This is a genomic window from Rhizobium sp. RU20A, from assembly GCF_900155885.1.
In the GTDB taxonomy this organism is placed as follows: domain Bacteria; phylum Pseudomonadota; class Alphaproteobacteria; order Rhizobiales; family Rhizobiaceae; genus RU20A.
This window is the reverse complement of sequence record NZ_FTMB01000007.1, coordinates 32,995-50,836: the sequence shown is the minus strand read 5'-3', so window position 1 is coordinate 50,836 and position 17,842 is coordinate 32,995. Positions and strand designations below refer to the sequence as shown.

Below are 17,842 nucleotides of genomic sequence, written 5' to 3'. Positions count from 1 at the left end.
TGTTGGAATGGGCAGGGCCGCATAGTAATTGAGCGGTATGCTTTTCTGGATCATCGTGTCGGCCTTGACGGCCGCAGCCGCCGCCCTCGTCATGTTGCCGCTTTTGCGGGCCGGCAAGCTATCGGCCAGCCCGGCCGCCGGACACGACGTTTCCGTTTATCGCGACCAACTGGACGAGCTGGAGCGCGACCGCGCATCGGGGCTGATCACGAGCGGCGAGGCGGAACTGGCGCGGGCCGAAATTGCCCGGCGCCTCTTCGCCGCCACCGATGCCGCCAATAAGGCCAGCGCCTCGGCCGGGTCACCGCTGCTGCGGCGGCTTGGGTTTGCGCTGATCTTTCTCTGTCTTCCCGCCGTGGGGCTTGGCTTCTACCTGCGGACCGGCAGCCCGGAAATGCCGGACCAGCCGCTGGCGGCCCGTCTCGCCAATCCCGGCGACGACATGAATGTTCTCCTGGCGCGCGCCGAAAACCATCTGGCGACCAACCCGGGCGACGGCGCGGGCTGGGACCTGCTGGCGCCGATCTACATGCGGGCCGGCAGGTTCGACGATGCGGCGAACGCCTATGCGCGGGCGCTCGACATTCTCGGCGCGACGCCCGACCGGCTCGGGGGCTATGCCGAGGCACAGGTCGCACTCTCCGGCGGGCTGGTGACGACCGAGGCGCAGGAGGCGCTGCAAAAGGCCCTGGTGCTTGACCCGAAGGACGCCCGGGCGCAATTTTATCTCGCTCTCGGCCTTGAGCAGGAGGGCAAGCGCGAGGCGGCGCTGACGGCCTTCGAACAGCTGGCGGCCGAGGCGCCGAAGGATGCGCCCTGGCTCGGCGCCGTCAATGACCATGTGACCTCCCTGCGCAGCGGAACCGCGCAGGCGGCCGCGCCGGAAGAGACCGCCAAGGCGCCGGGCAACCCGACGGCCGACGATGTGGCTGCCGCCTCCGGCATGGAAGCGGGCGACCGCCAGCAGATGATTCGCGGCATGGTGGACAGTCTCGCCGCCCGGCTGAAGGACGACCCGAAGAATTTCGAAGGCTGGGCCCGCCTTATTCGGTCCTATGTTGTGCTGGATCAAAGGGACAAGGCGGCAGAGGCGCTAGGGACGGGCCTGAAAACCTTCCCCGCCGATGGCGCGGAGGGGCAGCAATTGCTGGCGCTGGCACAGGAACTCGGCCTGTCCGCACCGCAAGCAGCACCCGCTGAGGGAGAGGGCAAATGACCCGCAAGCAGAAACGGCTGGCCATTATCGGTGGTGGGGTGAGTTTTCTTCTGGCCGCCGTGCTGCTGGTGATGTTCGCCTTCAGCCAGGCTGTCGCCTATTTCTACATGCCGGAAGACCTTGCCAAGACGCCGGTGCCGCCGGACACCCGCATCCGCCTCGGCGGATTGGTGGCGGAGGGCTCGGTCAAGCGCGGCGAGGGATCGACCGTCAGCTTCTCGGTGACCGACAGCCTCAACACCATTCCGGTCACCTATACCGGTATCCTGCCCGACCTCTTCCGCGAGGGGCAGGGCGTGGTCACCGAAGGCAGGTTCGAACCGGGAAATCCGGTTTTCGTCGCGGATACGGTCCTTGCCAAGCATGACGAGACCTACATGCCCAAGGAGGTCGCCGATCGCCTGAAGAAACAAGGCGTCTGGCAGGGTGGAGACGGGCAGGGCGCAAACGCCGATACCGGCAGCGGGGCGACGCAATGATCATCGAGATCGGGCATTATGCGCTGGTTCTGGCACTGGCGACGGCAATCATCCAGTCCATCCTGCCCGTGATCGGAGCCCTCCGGCAGGATGGCGCCACCATGTCGGTGGGATCGACGGCGGCGCTGGCCACCTTCCTGCTCGTCGCTGTCTCGTTCGGCGCGCTGACCTATGGCTACGTCGTTTCGGATTTTTCGGTCAGCAACGTGTGGGAAAACTCCCATTCGATGAAGCCGATGATCTACAAGGTCTCGGGCGTTTGGGGGAACCATGAGGGCTCGATGCTGCTCTGGCTCCTCATCCTCACTTTTTTCTCGGCGCTCGTCGTTGTCTTCGGCCGCAACCTGCCGGAACAGTTGAAGGCCCTGGTGCTGGCCGTGCAGGCCTGGATCGCCACAGCCTTCGGCCTCTTCATCCTGCTGACCTCCAACCCCTTCATCCGCCTCGCGCCGGCCCCGGGCGAGGGCCGCGACCTCAATCCGGTGCTGCAGGATATCGGCCTCGCCATCCACCCGCCGCTGCTCTATCTCGGCTATGTCGGCTTTTCCGTCTGCTTCTCCTTTGCCGTGGCCGCCCTCATCGAGGGCCGGCTCGACGCCGCCTGGGCGCGCTGGGTGCGCCCCTGGACGCTGGCCGCCTGGGCCTTCCTGACGGCCGGCATCTCGATGGGTTCCTACTGGGCCTATTACGAACTTGGCTGGGGCGGCTGGTGGTTCTGGGATCCGGTCGAAAACGCCTCCTTCATGCCCTGGCTCGCCGGCACCGCGCTGCTCCACTCCGCGCTCGTCATGGAAAAGCGCGAGGCGCTGAAGATCTGGACGGTGCTGCTCGCCATCATCACCTTCTCGCTGTCCCTGCTTGGCACCTTCCTCGTGCGCTCGGGCGTGCTGACATCGGTGCATGCTTTTGCGACCGACCCGGCGCGCGGGGTCTTCATCCTCGTCATTCTCTGCATCTTCATCGGCGGCGCCTTTGCGCTTTTCGCCTTGCGTGCCACGCGGCTGAAGGCGGGTGGCCTTTTCGCGCCGATCTCGCGCGAGGGCGCGTTGGTCTTCAACAACCTGATCCTCACGACGGCGACGGCGACGGTGCTGACGGGCACGCTCTATCCGCTGGTGCTGGAAGGGCTGACGGGCGAGAAGATCTCGGTCGGCGCGCCCTTCTTCAACATCACCTTCGGGCTCCTGATGCTGCCCCTGCTGTTTGCCGTGCCCTTCGGTCCGCTGCTCGCGTGGAAGCGCGGCGACCTCCTGGCGGCCGGGCAGCGCCTCTTCGCCGCCGCCGGCATCGGTATCGTCGCGGCCCTTGTCTGGGCCTATGTCGAAACCGGGGCGCCGGTGCTGGCCTATGCGGGCCTTGCGCTGGGCTTTTACCTCTTCATCGGCTCCTTTGCCGACCTCTGGCTGCGCTCCGGCATCGGCAAGGTGGCACCGGCCGTCGCCTGGCGGCGCTTCTCGGGCCTGCCGCGCTCGGCCTTCGGGACGGCACTCGCCCATGCCGGCCTCGGCGTGACGCTGATCGGGATTGTCGCGGTGACGGCCTTCGAGGAGGAGGTGGTGGTGGAGATGAAGCCCGGCGTGACGGCGCAAGCCGGCGGCTATACGCTGACCTTCGACGGCATGCGTGACGGGCAGGGGCCGAACTACACCGAGCAATCCGCCCATTTCACCGTATCCAAGGGTGGGGTACAAGTGACCGACATCTGGTCGTCGAAGCGCCTGTTCACGGCCCGGCGCATGCCGACGACGGAAGCCGGCATTCGCACCTTCGGGCTCAGCCAGCTCTACGTTTCGCTGGGCGATCCCATGGCGGACGGCGGCATCGTGGTGCGCATCTGGTGGAAGCCTTTCGTGCTGTGCATCTGGGGCGGGACTCTGCTGATGATGGCGGGCGGCGCCGTCTCGCTGACCGACCGGCGCCTGCGCGTGGGGGCGCCCGCCAAGGCCCGGCGTCATGCAAAAGCAGCAACCCCGGAGCCGGCCGAATGATCCGCCGGACCCTCATTGCGCTGGCTCTTCTGGCCGCCTCGGCCCTGCCGACGCTTGCCGTCAACCCGGACGAAGTGCTCTCCGACCCGGCGCTTGAAGCGCGCGCCCGGGCGCTCTCGGCGCAGTTGCGCTGCATGGTGTGCCAGAACCAGTCGATCGACGATTCCAATGCCGAGCTTGCCAAGGACCTGCGCGTGCTGGTGCGCGAGCGCATCACCAATGGCGACAGCGACCAGGCGGTGATCGACTATGTCGTCTCGCGCTACGGGGAATTCGTTCTGCTCAAGCCGCGATTCGAGGCCAAGACACTGATCTTGTGGGGCGCGCCGGCTGCCCTGCTGCTGATCGGCGGCGCGGCCATGATCGTTGCCGCGCGCCGCAGGGCAGGCCGGGTGACGGGCGTTGCGCTTTCCGATGCCGAAACGAAACGGCTGGCGTCGCTGCTTGCAGATCGCGACCGCGGCTGATCACGACGCCGAAGATTACCAAGATTTCATCTTCCGGACAGATGCAGTTAAGGTCGGACGAACTATCTCTCATGTCACAGGCTGCAACATGCAGCTTCGACATTCAACGACGAGAGAAGGCTACTCGACCATGACGACAAACGCTTCCAAGCGCTCCCCCTTCAAGATGGTTCTGCAGACCTCGGCGGTCGCCGGTATCGCCGCCGTCATGCTCGCCACCGGCATTCCGGCGGCCGTGACCTCTTCCTTCGCCGAGCCCGTCAAGGTGGCGACGCCGCAGCAGGTTCCGAGCTTCGCCGACGTCGTCAGCGCGGTCTCCCCGGCGGTCGTGTCGGTCCGCGTCGAAAGCCGCGTCAAGCCCGTCTCCGATGACGGCTCCTACGGCTTCGACTTCGGCGGACGTGGTTTCGACCAGTTGCCGGACGATCATCCGCTGAAGCGCTTCTTCCGCGAATTCGGTGGCCCGGAGATGCGCGGCGATGGTGGCGGCGAGCGCCACGCCGAGCGCGGCCCGAAGGCCGGTCCGCGTGAAGGCCGCCTGCGCCCGACGGCCCAGGGCTCCGGCTTCTTCATCTCTGAAGACGGCTACATCGTCACCAACAACCACGTTGTCTCGGACGGCTCCGCCTTCAAGGTGGTGATGAACGACGGCACCGAATACGATGCCAAGCTGGTCGGCAGGGACAGCCGTACAGACCTTGCCGTTCTCAAGGTCGATGCCAAGCGCAAGTTCACCTATGTCAGCTTTGCCGATGACAGCAAGGTGCGTGTCGGTGACTGGGTCGTTGCCGTTGGCAACCCCTTCGGTCTCGGTGGCACCGTCACGGCCGGCATCATCTCCGCCTTCGGGCGAGACATCGGCTCCGGCCCCTATGACGACTATATCCAGGTCGATGCGGCCGTGAACCGCGGCAATTCCGGTGGCCCGACCTTTGATCTGGAAGGGCAGGTCGTCGGCATCAACACCGCGATCTTCTCGCCGTCGGGCGGCAGCGTCGGTATCGCTTTTGCCATCCCCGCTTCCGTCGCCAAGTCGGTCGTGGAAGACCTGATCAAGGACGGCAGCGTATCGCGCGGCTGGCTTGGTGTGCAGATCCAGCCGGTGACGCAGGATATCGCCGAATCGCTGGGCCTGTCGGAAGCCAAGGGCGCCCTCGTGGTCGAGCCGCAGGCCGGTTCGCCGGGCGAAAAGGCCGGCATCGAGAAGGGCGACGTGGTGACGGCGCTGAACGGCGAGGAAATCGCCAGCCCCCGCGAACTGGCCCGCAAGGTGGCGCTGCTGCGTGCCGGCTCCGAGGCGGATGTCACGATCTGGCGCAACGGCAAGTCCGAGACGAAGAAGGTCACGATCGGCGCCCTGCCGGCTGACGAAAAGCAGGCTTCGGCAAACGACAATGACGGCGCCGAGACCGAGACCCAGCAGCCGGCCAGCGAGAAGGCCCTTGCCGATCTCGGCGTGACGGTGACGCCCTCCGACGATGGAACGGGCCTGAAGATCGCCTCGGTCGATCCGGACTCCGACGCCAGCGACAAGGGCTTGAAGCAGGGTGAGACCATCGTCACCGTCAACAATCAGACGGTGAAGTCCGCCGATGACGTTGCCAAGGTGCTCGACGCCGCCCGCAAGGACGGCCGTACCAAGGCCCTGTTCCAGATCCAGTCCGAAAGCGGCAGCCGCTTCGTGGCACTGCCGATCAACCAGGGTTGATCAGCCAGACGCCGGGTGGATGATCCGCCCGGCGGACGGTCCGGGGCGCCGCGAGACACTTCTTCGCGGCGCCCCGCTATCTTTCGGCAGGGCCCGATCGGCGCCAATCCTGCCATCTCTCCGCCAATTGAAAGCGCAATCAAGCAGTTGTGACGGCAAGGGAAGTCGGATTATGGTCGCGCACATGAAGATTCTCATCATCGAAGACGATATCGAGGCCGCCGCCTATCTGGTGAAGGCTTTTCGCGAGGCCGGCATTGTCAGCGACCACGCCAGCGATGGTGACAGCGGCCTCTTCATGGCGAGCGAAAACAGCTATGACGCGCTGGTCGTGGATCGCATGCTGCCGCGGCGTGACGGTCTGGCGGTGATTTCCGAACTGCGCCGCAAGAACATCCACACGCCGGCCCTCATCCTCTCCGCGCTCGGGCAGGTGGACGACCGCGTCACGGGCCTTCGCGCCGGCGGCGACGATTACCTGCCCAAGCCCTATGCCTTCAACGAGCTTCTCGCCCGCATCGAGGTTCTCGGCCGCCGCAAGGGTGCACCGGAACAGGATACCGTCTACCGTGTCGGCGACCTCGAACTCGATCGTCTCTCGCATACGGTGCGCCGGCAGGGCCGGGAAATACCGTTGCAGCCGCGCGAGTTCCGCCTGCTGGAATATCTCATGAAGAATGCCGGGCAGGTGGTGACCCGCACCATGCTGCTCGAAAACGTCTGGGACTATCATTTCGACCCGCAGACCAACGTCATTGACGTGCATGTGTCGCGGCTACGCTCGAAGATCGAGAAGGACTTCGACCAGCCGCTGCTGCGGACCGTGCGCGGCGCCGGATACATGATGAAGGACGAGCGCTCCGAATGATGGCAGGTCCCCGCGCACTGGCGGCGAGAGCATGAAGCGTATCAGGGTTCTGCTGCGCTCCACGGCCGTCCGCCTGTCGGCGCTGTTCCTGCTGCTCTTTGCGATCTGCGCCGGCATCCTGGTCGTTTATGTCACGGCGATGTCGGAGCGGCTGCTGCAACAGCAGACCCGCGAGGCGGTCGCGGCCGAAGTGGCGCAGATCGAGGCCATCTACGACCGGTCCGGCGTCAACGGCCTGCTGCGGACCCTGGAGCGCCGCGCCCGCCAGCCGGGCGCAAACCTTTACGTCATTGCCGGGCCGACCGGCGAAATCCTCGCCGGCAACGTCGCCTCGCTTGCCCCCGGCCTTCTGGAGGCGGAAGGCTGGACGGACGATCCTTTCACCTACACGCGCTTCACCGACGAGGGAAAGACCCGTCACGTGGCGATCGCGCAGGTCTTCTTCATGCCGAACGGTCTGCGCGTTCTGGTGGGCCGGGACCTGCAGGAGCCGGAGAATTTTCGCGTGCTGATCCGCCGCGCCCTGATGGTCGCGCTCGGAACGATGGGCGTCGGCGCGCTGCTGATCTGGTTCGGCATCGGCCGCAATGCACTGAAACGCATCGAGCGCATGTCGGAGGCGAGCACCCGCATCATGGAGGGTGACCTGTCCCAGCGCCTGCCGACCAGCGGCACGGGCGACGAATTCGACCGCCTGTCGGAATCGCTGAACGCGATGCTGGAGCGGATCGAGAAGCTCAACGAGGGCCTGAGGCAAGTCTCCGACAACATCGCCCATGACCTGAAGACTCCGCTGACGCGGCTGCGCAATCGCGCCGAGGCCGCGCTTGCCGGCCATGAGGTCGACCATCAGGTGACGCTGGAGCAGATCATCGGCGAGTCCGATCAGTTGATCCGCACCTTCAATGCGCTTTTGATGATCTCCCGCGTCGAGGCGGGGTCGGCCGTCGCCGAAATGAGCACGATCGGCCTCAGCGGCATCGTCGCCGACAGCGCCGAGCTTTACGAGGCCCTGGCGGAGGATCGGGGCCTGCGGCTCGTCGCGGATATCGCGCCCGGCATCACCATTACCGGCAATCGCGAACTGGTGGGGCAGGCGATCGGCAATCTGCTCGACAATGCCATCAAATATTCCGAAGGCGCGCTCGATCCGATCATTCGTGTCACGCTGAAATCGGAAAGCGGGTTCGCGCGGCTTTCCGTGGCCGATTACGGGCCCGGCGTGCCGGCCGAGCGCCGCATGGACGTCATCAAACGCTTCGTGCGCCTCGATGAAAGCCGCAGCAAGCCGGGCACCGGCCTCGGCCTTTCTCTGGTGGAGGCGGTGATGGAACTGCACCACGGCCAGTTGGAACTGTCCGACACCGAGCCACATGCGGCCGCGCGCGGCCTGACGGCCTGCCTGATCTTCCCGGCCTCTGTCTGATCCGGTCGCGGCCCGCCCCTCAGAAAGCGATTCCGCTTTCTTGCCCGATGCGTTAGCCTTTTCCCATGCCGTCGTCGCATGGAAGACGGCATCCGCGACAAGACAAGAGCGGCAGCATTGCCGCCGCGATGGGAGACGACATGCAGGATGAGGAAGGCGCGGCCGTGCTCGGGGCGCTCAAGACGTGCCCTATTCGCCCTTTCAAGCAGGCTGACGTGCGCGCCATTCTTGCCGATCTCAGGGACATGGCCAAATCGGCGCCGTCCTTGAAGGCAGCGCTGGAGGCCGAAGCGCCGGTGCGCGACCTGCTGGTGGCGGCCTTCTCGCTTTCCACCTATCTGCGCGACATGGCGCTGCCCTGCATCGAGACGCTGGATGCGCTGATGATACGGCCGCTGGATGCCATTCTCGCCGAAGCGCTGACCGCCGCCCGTGATGCCTGGAAGACAGCGGAGGGAAAGGCTGCCTCGGATGGCGAGGTCATGGCCCGTCTGCGGCGCGCCAAGCGGCAGGTGGCCTTTGCCGTCGGTCTGGCGGATCTCGGCGGGCTCATCGATGGCCGGCAGGCGACGGCGGCGCTGTCCGATCTCGCCGATACGGCGGTGGCCGCCACGATCGACCATCTTCTGCTCTCGGCCCATGAGGCGGGGCACCTCAGACTGTCTGATCCCGGCGCGCCGTCCGAGGGCTCGGGCCTCGTGGTGCTCGGCATGGGCAAGCATGGCGCGCGGGAGCTGAATTACTCCTCCGACATCGATATCGTCGTCTTCTACGATCCGGATGCGGCGATCATTCTTGATGAGGAGAAGGCGCCGGAGATGTTCGCGCGGCTGATGCGGCGACTGGTGCGCATCCTGCAGGAACGATCGGGCGACGGATACTGCTTCCGGACCGACCTTCGCCTGCGGCCCGACCCCGGCTCCACCCCGCTCGCCATCCCCGTGGAGGCCGCGCTGATCTATTACGAGGGGCGTGGCCAGAACTGGGAGCGGGCCGCCTACATCAAGGCGCGGCCGGTGGCCGGCGACATCCGGGCCGGCGAAGCGTTCCTGCGGGAACTCGTGCCCTTCGTCTTCCGCAAATATCTCGACTATGCCGCGATCGCCGACATCCACTCCATCAAGCGGCAGATCCACGCCCACAAGGGCCATGGCGAGATCGCCGTCAAAGGGCACAACATCAAGCTCGGTCGCGGCGGCATTCGCGAAATCGAGTTTTTCGTGCAGACCCAGCAACTGATCGCTGGCGGACGCATGCCGGAATTGAGGCTGCGCGGCACGGAGGCGATGCTGGCGGCGCTGGCGAAGGCGGGCTGGATCGACGCGGAGACGGCCCGCGAACTGACCGAGTCCTACTGGTTCCTGCGCGATGTCGAGCACCGCATCCAGATGGTCGCCGACGAGCAGAGCCATACGCTGCCGGAGAGCGAGGCGGAGCTGAAGCGCATCGCCTACATGGCCGGCTTTGCCGATACCGGAACATTTTCGACGGTGCTGTCGCGTATCCTGAAGACCGTGGAACGGCGCTATGCCCAGCTCTTCGAGCAGGAGCGCAAGCTGTCGGGCGAGGGCGGCAACCTTGTCTTCACCGGGCAGGGGGATGACCCGGATACGTTGAAGACCTTGGAAAGCCTCGGTTTCGAGCGCCCAGCCGACATCTCCCGAATCATCCGCACCTGGCACTACGGCCGCTACCGCGCCACCCAATCGGTGGAGGCGCGCGAGCGGCTGACGGAACTGACGCCGGAACTGCTGCGCGTCTTCGGGCAGAGCAAGCGGGCCGACGAAGCGCTGGCGCGCTTCGACAGCTTCCTGTCCGGCCTTCCCGCCGGCATCCAGCTCTTCTCGCTGATCGCCAGCAATCCGCCGCTGCTGAAGCTCATCGTCAACATCATGTCCGCCGCGCCGCGCCTTGCCGATATCATCGCGGCTCGTCCGCATGTCTTCGACGGCATGCTCGATCCGCGCCTTCTGGCGGAACTGCCGACGCGGGAGGAAACGCGAAAGCGGCTTGCCAGCTTCGTCGGCGGTGCGCGCCACTACGAGGAGAAGCTGGACCGGCTGCGCATCTTCGCGGCCGAGCAGCGTTTCCTGATCGGCATCCGTCTGCTGACCGGCGCCATCACAGGCGAGCGCGCCGGCCGCGCCTTTACCGCCGTTGCCGATCTCGTCATCGAAGCGGCACTTGCCGCCGTGCTCCAGGAAATCGAGGCGGCGCATGGCCGCATCGAGGGCGGGCGCGTTGCGGTGCTCGGCATGGGCAAGCTCGGCAGCCACGAACTGACGGATGGATCCGACGTCGATCTCATCCTGCTCTATGATCACGCCGACGATGCGGGCGATTCCGATGGGGCCAAGCCGATCGATGCCCTGCGCTACTTCACCCGCGTCACCCAGCGCCTCATCGCCGCCCTGTCGGCGCCGACGGCCGAAGGCGTGCTCTATGCCGTCGACATGCGCCTTCGTCCCTCCGGCAACAAGGGCCCGGTCGCGACGCGCCTCGGTGCCTTCGCCAAATATCAGCGGGAGGAGGCCTGGACGTGGGAACACATGGCGCTGACGCGGGCAAGGGTGATTGCCGGCGACGCGGCGCTTGCCGAGGCGACCCGCGCCACCATCGCCACCGTCCTTGCGGCCGGGCGCGACCCGGCACAACTGGCTGGCGATGTCTCGGAGATGCGGGCGCTGATCGAAACGGAAAAGCCGCCGCGCGACCTCTGGGACCTGAAGCTGATTGCCGGCGGTCTCGTCGATATCGAGTTCATCGCCCAGTTCCTTGCGCTTTCGGCTTCGGCCGCAGCGCCCCCGGTGGCGGGAACGCCATCGACCGGCGAGTTGATCGCAAAGCTCGGCGCGGCGCACATGACGAGTGAGGAGACGGACCGCGTGCAGGAGGCGCTGGCGCTCTTTACCGAGATCGCGCAGATCATCCGGCTGTGCATCGACGGTCACTTCGACCCGAAGGAAACGCCCGCCGGCCTCATCGATCTCGTGTGCCGCGCCGCTGACGCTCCGGACCTGCGCGCCGCCGAAGCCGATATCCGCCGCCTCTCCACCACCGTGCGCGGCATCTTCCGGCGGCTGGTCGGGGAGAAGAAGGCAGGGCGGGGGACGGGGGGCTGAATCTCCCTCAGGCCACCGCCTGCTCGAACCCTTGATCGGCCACGTGGTCGGGAATGCGCACGGTGATGATCGTGCCGACATTTTCGGTCGAAACGATCTTCATGCGTCCGCCATGCAGATGGGTCAGCGAGCGGGAGATGGCGAGGCCAAGGCCGGAACCGCCCTTGCTCTTGGCATACTGGCTCTGCACCTGTTCGAAGGGCTGGCCGATCTTGCGCAGCGCCGCGCGCGGGATGCCGATGCCGGTGTCGGCAATGGTTAGCGTGACGGCGCCGGCGACCTTGCGGGCGCGCAGCATGATGCTGCCACCGTCATTGGTGAACTTCACCGCATTCGACATGAGGTTGAGCAGGACCTGCTTCATGGCGCGTCTGTCGGCTACCAGCGTCAGGCCGCTATCGACAGCATGTTCGACGCGGATGTTCTTCTGCTCGGCCGGGATGGAGGTCAGGCGCAGCGTTTCGTCGATGAGCGGCGCAAGGTCGATGACCTCCGTCGTGATGCGCATATGCCCCGCTTCGATCTTCGACATGTCGAGAATGTCGCTGATAACGTGCAGCAGATGCTGGCCGCTATCGTGGATGTCGCGGGAATACTCGTGGTACTTCTCCGAGCCCAGCGGGCCGAACATCTGGTTCTGCAGGATTTCCGAAAAGCCGAGAATGGCGTTCAGCGGCGTGCGCAACTCATGCGACATATTGGCGAGGAATTCCGACTTGGCCTTGTTGGCGGCCTCGGCGCGTTCCTTCTCCGCCTGGTAATTGGCATTGGCGATCGACAGCTCGGCCTTCTGGCGCTCCAGCGTCTGGCGCGAGGCGGAGAGGTCACCGATCGTTGCCATCAGGCGCCGTTCGCTTTCGCGCAGGCGGACCTGGTGACGTTTCAGCGCGGTGATATCCGTGCCGACGGAGACGAGGCCGCCGTCGCGGGTACGCCGCTCGTTGATCTGCAGCCAGCGCCCGTCGGCCAGTTGCACTTCGGTGGTCTTGGAATGGTTGGACGACTGCGCATCCGCGATACGCCTCTCGATGATCGGGCGGGCAGCGGCGGCCTGCACGGTTCCGCGCTCGACGCCGGGCACCAGCACGTCGTCCGGCAGCTTGTAAGCCTCCTGGAAATGCGTGTTGCACATGACGAGGCGGTCGGCCTTGTCCCAGAGCACGAAGGCTTCCGAGGTGCATTCGATGGCGTCGGCAAGCCGCTGGTCGGCCTCTGCATAACGCTGGGCGAGGCGATGCTGCTCGGTGACATCCATGGCGATGCCGATGAGATGCAGGCGGCCGGAGGCCGTGCGGATCAGCTGGGCACGGGCCCTGAGCCAGACGAAATGACCCTCGGCATGGCGCATGCGGAAGACGTGGTCGATGTGGCGGACATCGCCGCGGGCAATCGCGCGGGCAACACGGTAGATCGCATTGTCTTCCGGGTGCATCAGGCGTGCGGCATCGGCAAAGGAGAGCACGCTGTTCTGCGCCGCCATGCCGAGCATTTCATACATGGAGCGCGACCAGAACAGCCGCCGGTTGGCAAGATCGAAATCCCACAGCCCGCAGCGGCCGCGCGACAGCGCCGTCTCCACCCGAAGGTTGGATTCGGCAAAGATCGCATCCGCATCGCGGGCGCGCTTCGCCTGGATGTAATAGGCGTAGAGAATGACCAGCAGGATCGAGGAAATGCCGGCAAACAGCGTGACATTCAGGGAGATTTCATCGCGCCAGTATTTGTCGACCACGGCCAGCGGCGTGGCCGATAGCACGAAGCCGGCGCCACCCGAAATCTCCGAGCGCGCCACGATGTGGCTTTCGCCGTCGAGCGCTGCGGTGAGAACGGAAGCGGCCTTGTCGCCGAAGAAATGTGAGACAGCGACCTCGGGCGCGAGTTGCGACAGGTTTCGGCCCACATAGAGCGCACCCTCCGGCGAACTGGCGAAAACGCGGCCATCGGCCCGCACGGCCAGAATGAAGCTGCCGGCCGGCAGCATGCCCGGTTGCAGCACCTGGGCAAGACGGGCTTCCGCGGCGGGGCGGGCCGCCTCGACAAAGAGTGCGGCGCCATCATTGGCAAAACTGGTACTGACCAGCGTCGCCGCCAGCATGCCCTGCTGGCGCATCTGCGCATCCATGCGCTCATGCTCGAGCATGATGCTGCTGGCGCGCGCCAGCGCCACAACGATCAGGAAAGCGATGATGAGGATCGGGATGGACCGCTTGAGGATGGGCTCGGCCCGAGAGAACCGCGCACCGGCCGGTCCGGCAAACACCCGCATCTGATCGACGAAACTTGACGGACCGGACCAGATATTGGGAATCCGGACACGCCATGTCTCACCGGCTGCGCGCCCTCGCTGCGCATCCGCCAACTTTGCCAATGTTGTCACCCTTTGATGATTCGCCGCGCCGCTCGCCCGAATCTATCGTCAATGAATCAAAGGTGATTCGCCTTGTCCAGCGGAAAAGTAACGATCCGTTAAGGTTCTGATTCCGCGCGAGGAAAAGCGCGACTGGCCTGCAACACTTTGCCAGCAAGGATGACCGTCTCACCGGACCGGCGGGCGTCTGCCGCCAGGGAAAGCGGCAGCGGAAAGACAAGGCGGCACGGTCGTGCCATCAGCCTTTCAGCATGCGCTCGACGATATCGCCGACATCGGCCGACAGCGGGCTTGCCGCGGCGATGTCTTCGAGGGCTGCGCGGGCCGCAGCGGCGCGGGCTGGCTCCAGCGAGCGCCAGGAGCGCATGGCCGTCAGCAGACGCGCGGCGAGCTGCGGGTTACGCGGATCGATATCCAGCACCTGCGCGGCCAGCAGCCGGTATCCGGCACCGTCCTTGCGGTTGAAGCCGGTGCCGTTCTGGAAAGCGAAGCTGCCGATCAGCGCCCTGACGCGGTTCGGGTTCTGCGCATTGTAGATCGGGTCGGCCACCAGCGCCTCGATGCGCGGCATGGCTCCCTCGCCGGGAATGGTCGCCTGGATCGAGAACCATTTGTCCATGACGAGCGGATTGGTGCCGAACCGGTCACGGAAGGCCGCCAGCGCATTCGCCGTTTCGGCGTGATCGGGGAACCGGTGGGCGAGAATGCACAGCGCCTGCGACAGATCCGTCATGTTGTCGGCGGCGTCAAAGGCGGCCTTGATCGATCCCGGTGCGCGTTCGGCGGCGGCCAGGAAGGCGAGCGCCACGCCCCGCAGCGCCCGGCGGCCTGCGCTGTCGGCGTCCGGCGAAAAGGCGCCGGTCGCGGCCAGCGTGTCGACGAGCCTCGCAAAAAGCGGCGCACCGCTCTCAGCAACCCTGGTGAAGAGATTTTCGCGCGCGGCATGGATCGCATCGGGATCGGTATTGGCGCCGATGGCACGTGCAATATCGGCCTCGGCCGGCAGCGTCAGCGCCATGGCGCGGAAAGCCGGCTCAAGCTTCAGATCGGCGGCGATGTCGAGCAGCGCGGCGATCAGGACAGGGTTCCATTCAGGTGCCTTGCCGGCCACGATGGCGTGTGCCGCGTTGACGAGATCGGGAAGCGCCAGATCGCTGATGGCCTGCCAGCGGGCGAAGAGGTCGCTTTCATGGCGCGCAATATGCGCAAGGTCGGCCGCGCTTTGCGAAAACTGCAGATTGATCGGCGCGGAAAAGCCGCGATTGATCGACAGGACCGGCCGCGAGGCGATGCCGTGGAACACGGCGCTCTCCCGCCGTTCGGTCAGATGCAGCACGTCTGCGGTGACCCGCGCGCCCTCGACCCGCGACGGCTGCGCCTGGCTGCCATCTTCCAGGATCAGGGCGAAGGTCAGCGGGATGTGCATCGGCTCCTTGGCGCTCTGGCCCGGCGTCGGCGGCACCATCTGCTCGAGATCGAGCGTGAAGGTCTGGCGACCGGCATCATAGGCGCCCGAAAGCGTCACCAAGGGCGTGCCGGACTGACGATACCACAGCGAAAACTGCGCAAGGTCCTGTCCGCTGCTGTCCTCGAAACAGCGCACGAAATCCTCGATCGTCACGGCCTCGCCGTCATGCCGGTCGAAATAGAGGTCCATGCCCTTGCGAAAACCGTCGCGGCCGAGCAGCGTCGCGATCATGCGCGTCACTTCGCTGCCCTTCTGGTAGACCGTCGTCGTGTAGAAGTTGTTGATTTCCTTGTAAGTATTTGGGCGCACCGGGTGGGCCAGCGGCCCGCCGTCCTCGGCGAACTGTTCGGCCTTCAGGTGGCGTACCTCGGCGATGCGCTTGACGGCGCGCGAGCGCTGGTCGGCGGAAAACTCATGGTCCCGATAGACCGTCAGGCCTTCCTTCAGGCACAGCTGAAACCAGTCGCGGCAAGTGATGCGGTTGCCGGTCCAGTTGTGGAAATATTCATGCGCGATGATCGCCTCGATATTGGCGTAGTCGGCATCCGTCGCCGTTTCGGGGTCGGCGAGCACGTATTTGTCGTTGAAGACGTTGAGACCCTTGTTCTCCATCGCCCCCATGTTGAAGTCGGAAACGGCGACGATCATGAAGATGTCGAGATCGTATTCGCGCCCGAAGGCCTGCTCGTCCCATGTCATCGAGCGTTTCAGCGCATCCATGGCATAGGCCGCCTTCGGCTCGTTGCCGTGCTCGACATGGATGCGCAGCGTCACCTCGCGGCCCGACATCGTCACGAAACGATCTTCCACCGTGCCGAGGTCACCGGCGACCAGCGCGAAGAGATAGCTCGGTTTGGGATGCGGATCGAACCAGGCGGCGAAGTGGCGGCCATCGCCCATGTCGGCGCCGCCGAGATAATTGCCGTTGGACAGCAGCAGGGGGGAGGATGCCTTGTCGGCGATAATGTTGACCGTATAGACCGACAGGACATCGGGACGATCCGGGAAATAGGTGATGCGGCGGAAGCCTTCCGCCTCGCACTGGGTGCAATAGACGTTGCTGGTGCGGTAAAGCCCCATCAGCTGCGTGTTGGTTTCGGGCGAAAGCTCGGTGACGATGGTGATCTCGAAAGGCGCCTCGGCCGGCAGGTCGCGGATCACAAGGCTCGTATCCGTCGCGGTAAAACGACCGGGCTCGATCGGCTCCTGATCGAAGAGGAGATCCTTCAAGACGAGGTCATCGCCATCCAGCACGAGCGGCGCGGCGGGGTCTGCGCCTTCGCGCCGATGGAAGATCAGGCGTGCCTCGACCTTGGTTTCACGCGGGTCCAGTTCGAAGGTCAGATCCACCCGTTCAAGAATGAAGTCGAACGGCTTGTAGTCGGCAAGGTGAACGATCTGGCCCGTCTGTGTGCGCATAGTGCTTCCCGCTTGCGGCCGGCACCCCCCAGAGGCTCCTGCCGGTCCTGAACTGCTGCCCGCACCACCGCTTTCTGTCCGCGCCGGTCATCGGGGCTCCGCCGAAGGACCGCCGAATGGCAGCGCGTAAGGCGAGGCTGCCGATCTTTACGGTGATCCCACTAACAATCGCTAAAGACTGTGCCATCTTTCGACACATCATCACTGCCCAATACTGACGATATCAGGATAGACAAGAAAAGCCCTTCACATCTCCAAAATCATGGCATGTATCACGAGAATTGATCCCGTCTGCCGACGAATTGCCGTAAGAGCGGTGTGCGAGAGGCGGCAGGGCGAGAGGCGCGCCCCAGGCAGGAATTCCCGACACGATGCATGATGCCCATCCGAACCCCTTGCGCGGCATTGCGCTGAAGATCGCCTCCGTCATCGTCTTCCTTGTGATGTCCACCTGCATCAAGGCTGCCGGCAGTGACATCGCGACCGGCCAGATCACCTTCTATCGCTCCGCTTTCGCTCTGTTGCCGATCATCGCCTATCTGTCCGCCACGGGGCGGCTCTTCGCCGCTTTCCACACGCGTGATTTTGGCGGTCACATCATGCGCGGCTTCGTCGGCATTCTCGCCATGAGCTGCGGCTTTTACGGCCTCATCCATCTGCCATTGCCGGAGGCGATCGCCATTGGCTATGCGATGCCGCTGCTCACCGTTGTTTTCGCAGCGCTCTTTCTGAAGGAGACGGTGCGGCTCTATCGCTGGTCGGCGGTCGCGGTCGGCCTCGTCGGGGTGATCATCATCGTCTGGCCGCGCCTCACCCTCTTTTCTGAAGGCAGCGTCGGGGCGAGCGAGGCCCTTGGGGCGCTCGCCGTTCTCCTGTCCGCGACGCTTGGCGCCACGGCCATGGTGCTGGTGCGCAAGCTGGTGCGCTCCGAGCGTACCGAGACCATCGTGCTCTATTTCTCCTTGAGCGCTTCGCTCTTTTCGCTTTTGTCGCTGCCGTTTGGCTGGACGGCGCTGTCGCTGAATGCCTTCCTGCTCCTCGCCGTGGCGGGCATCTGCGGCGGCATTGCGCAGATCCTGCTGACGGAAAGCTACCGCCATGCCGACATGTCGACGATCGCGCCGTTTGAGTACACCTCGATCCTGCTCGGAACCGTGATCGGCTATCTCTTGTTTGACGACGTGCCGACCCTGCACATGCTCGTCGGAACCCTGATCGTCATCGCCGCCGGCATCTTCATCATCTTCCGGGAACACCGCCTCGGCCTCGAACGCCGCGCCGCCCGCAAGGCGATGACGCCGCAGGGGTGACGC

At 65.2% G+C, this 17,842-nt stretch carries 11 protein-coding genes; 9 read left to right on the top strand and 2 right to left on the bottom strand.

Annotation, left to right across the window (positions count from 1 at the left end):
- The first annotated feature begins 37 nt into the window (after positions 1-37).
- The 8 genes from ccmI to F3H41_RS16015 all read left to right on the top strand — a co-directional run bounded on the left by ccmI (position 38) and on the right by F3H41_RS16015 (position 11,274).
- The gene (gene ccmI / locus F3H41_RS16050) at positions 38-1,216 is read left to right on the top strand and encodes a c-type cytochrome biogenesis protein CcmI (protein ID WP_149739841.1); all 1,179 of its coding nucleotides are present in this window, start codon (positions 38-40) and stop codon (positions 1,214-1,216) included.
- Complete coding sequence (gene ccmE / locus F3H41_RS16045) at positions 1,213-1,695, top strand: cytochrome c maturation protein CcmE (protein WP_149739700.1); 483 nt, start codon at positions 1,213-1,215, stop codon at positions 1,693-1,695. The genes ccmI and ccmE overlap by 4 nt, the downstream gene beginning before the upstream one ends.
- Positions 1,692-3,683 (top strand): heme lyase CcmF/NrfE family subunit, encoded by a 1,992-nt coding sequence (locus F3H41_RS16040; protein WP_149739699.1) that lies wholly within the window; start codon positions 1,692-1,694, stop codon positions 3,681-3,683. The genes ccmE and F3H41_RS16040 overlap by 4 nt, the downstream gene beginning before the upstream one ends.
- Complete coding sequence (locus F3H41_RS16035) at positions 3,680-4,150, top strand: cytochrome c-type biogenesis protein (RefSeq protein ID WP_188129499.1); 471 nt, start codon at positions 3,680-3,682, stop codon at positions 4,148-4,150. The genes F3H41_RS16040 and F3H41_RS16035 overlap by 4 nt, the downstream gene beginning before the upstream one ends.
- A 130-nt stretch (positions 4,151-4,280) precedes the next feature.
- On the top strand, positions 4,281-5,858 hold the full coding sequence (locus tag F3H41_RS16030) for a Do family serine endopeptidase (RefSeq protein WP_149739698.1): 1,578 nt from the start codon (positions 4,281-4,283) through the stop codon (positions 5,856-5,858).
- 172 nt (positions 5,859-6,030) lie between these two features.
- On the top strand, positions 6,031-6,726 hold the full coding sequence (locus tag F3H41_RS16025; RefSeq protein WP_149739697.1) for a response regulator transcription factor: 696 nt from the start codon (positions 6,031-6,033) through the stop codon (positions 6,724-6,726).
- A 31-nt stretch (positions 6,727-6,757) separates the two neighbouring features.
- Complete coding sequence (locus F3H41_RS16020) at positions 6,758-8,152, top strand: HAMP domain-containing sensor histidine kinase (RefSeq protein ID WP_149739696.1); 1,395 nt, start codon at positions 6,758-6,760, stop codon at positions 8,150-8,152.
- A gap of 140 nt (positions 8,153-8,292) precedes the next feature.
- Positions 8,293-11,274, top strand: a complete 2,982-nt coding sequence (locus F3H41_RS16015) for a bifunctional [glutamine synthetase] adenylyltransferase/[glutamine synthetase]-adenylyl-L-tyrosine phosphorylase (RefSeq protein ID WP_149739695.1) — start codon at positions 8,293-8,295, stop codon at positions 11,272-11,274.
- A 7-nt stretch (positions 11,275-11,281) separates the two neighbouring features.
- On the opposite strand, the gene F3H41_RS16010 is transcribed toward F3H41_RS16015, so the two are convergent.
- A complete protein-coding gene (locus F3H41_RS16010; protein WP_188129498.1) occupies positions 11,282-13,642 on the bottom strand; it encodes a PAS domain-containing sensor histidine kinase in 2,361 nt (786 codons plus the stop codon).
- Between the two features lie 238 nt (positions 13,643-13,880).
- Positions 13,881-16,529 carry an aminopeptidase N gene (gene pepN / locus F3H41_RS16005; RefSeq protein WP_149739694.1) on the bottom strand — a complete coding sequence of 883 codons (2,649 nt, stop codon included), beginning with the start codon at positions 16,527-16,529 and terminating at the stop codon, positions 13,881-13,883.
- Positions 16,530-16,900: 371 nt separating this feature from the next.
- Between pepN and F3H41_RS16000 the strand changes: the two genes are divergently transcribed.
- A complete protein-coding gene (locus F3H41_RS16000; RefSeq protein WP_149739693.1) occupies positions 16,901-17,839 on the top strand; it encodes a DMT family transporter in 939 nt (312 codons plus the stop codon).
- The last annotated feature ends 3 nt before the right edge of the window (positions 17,840-17,842 follow it).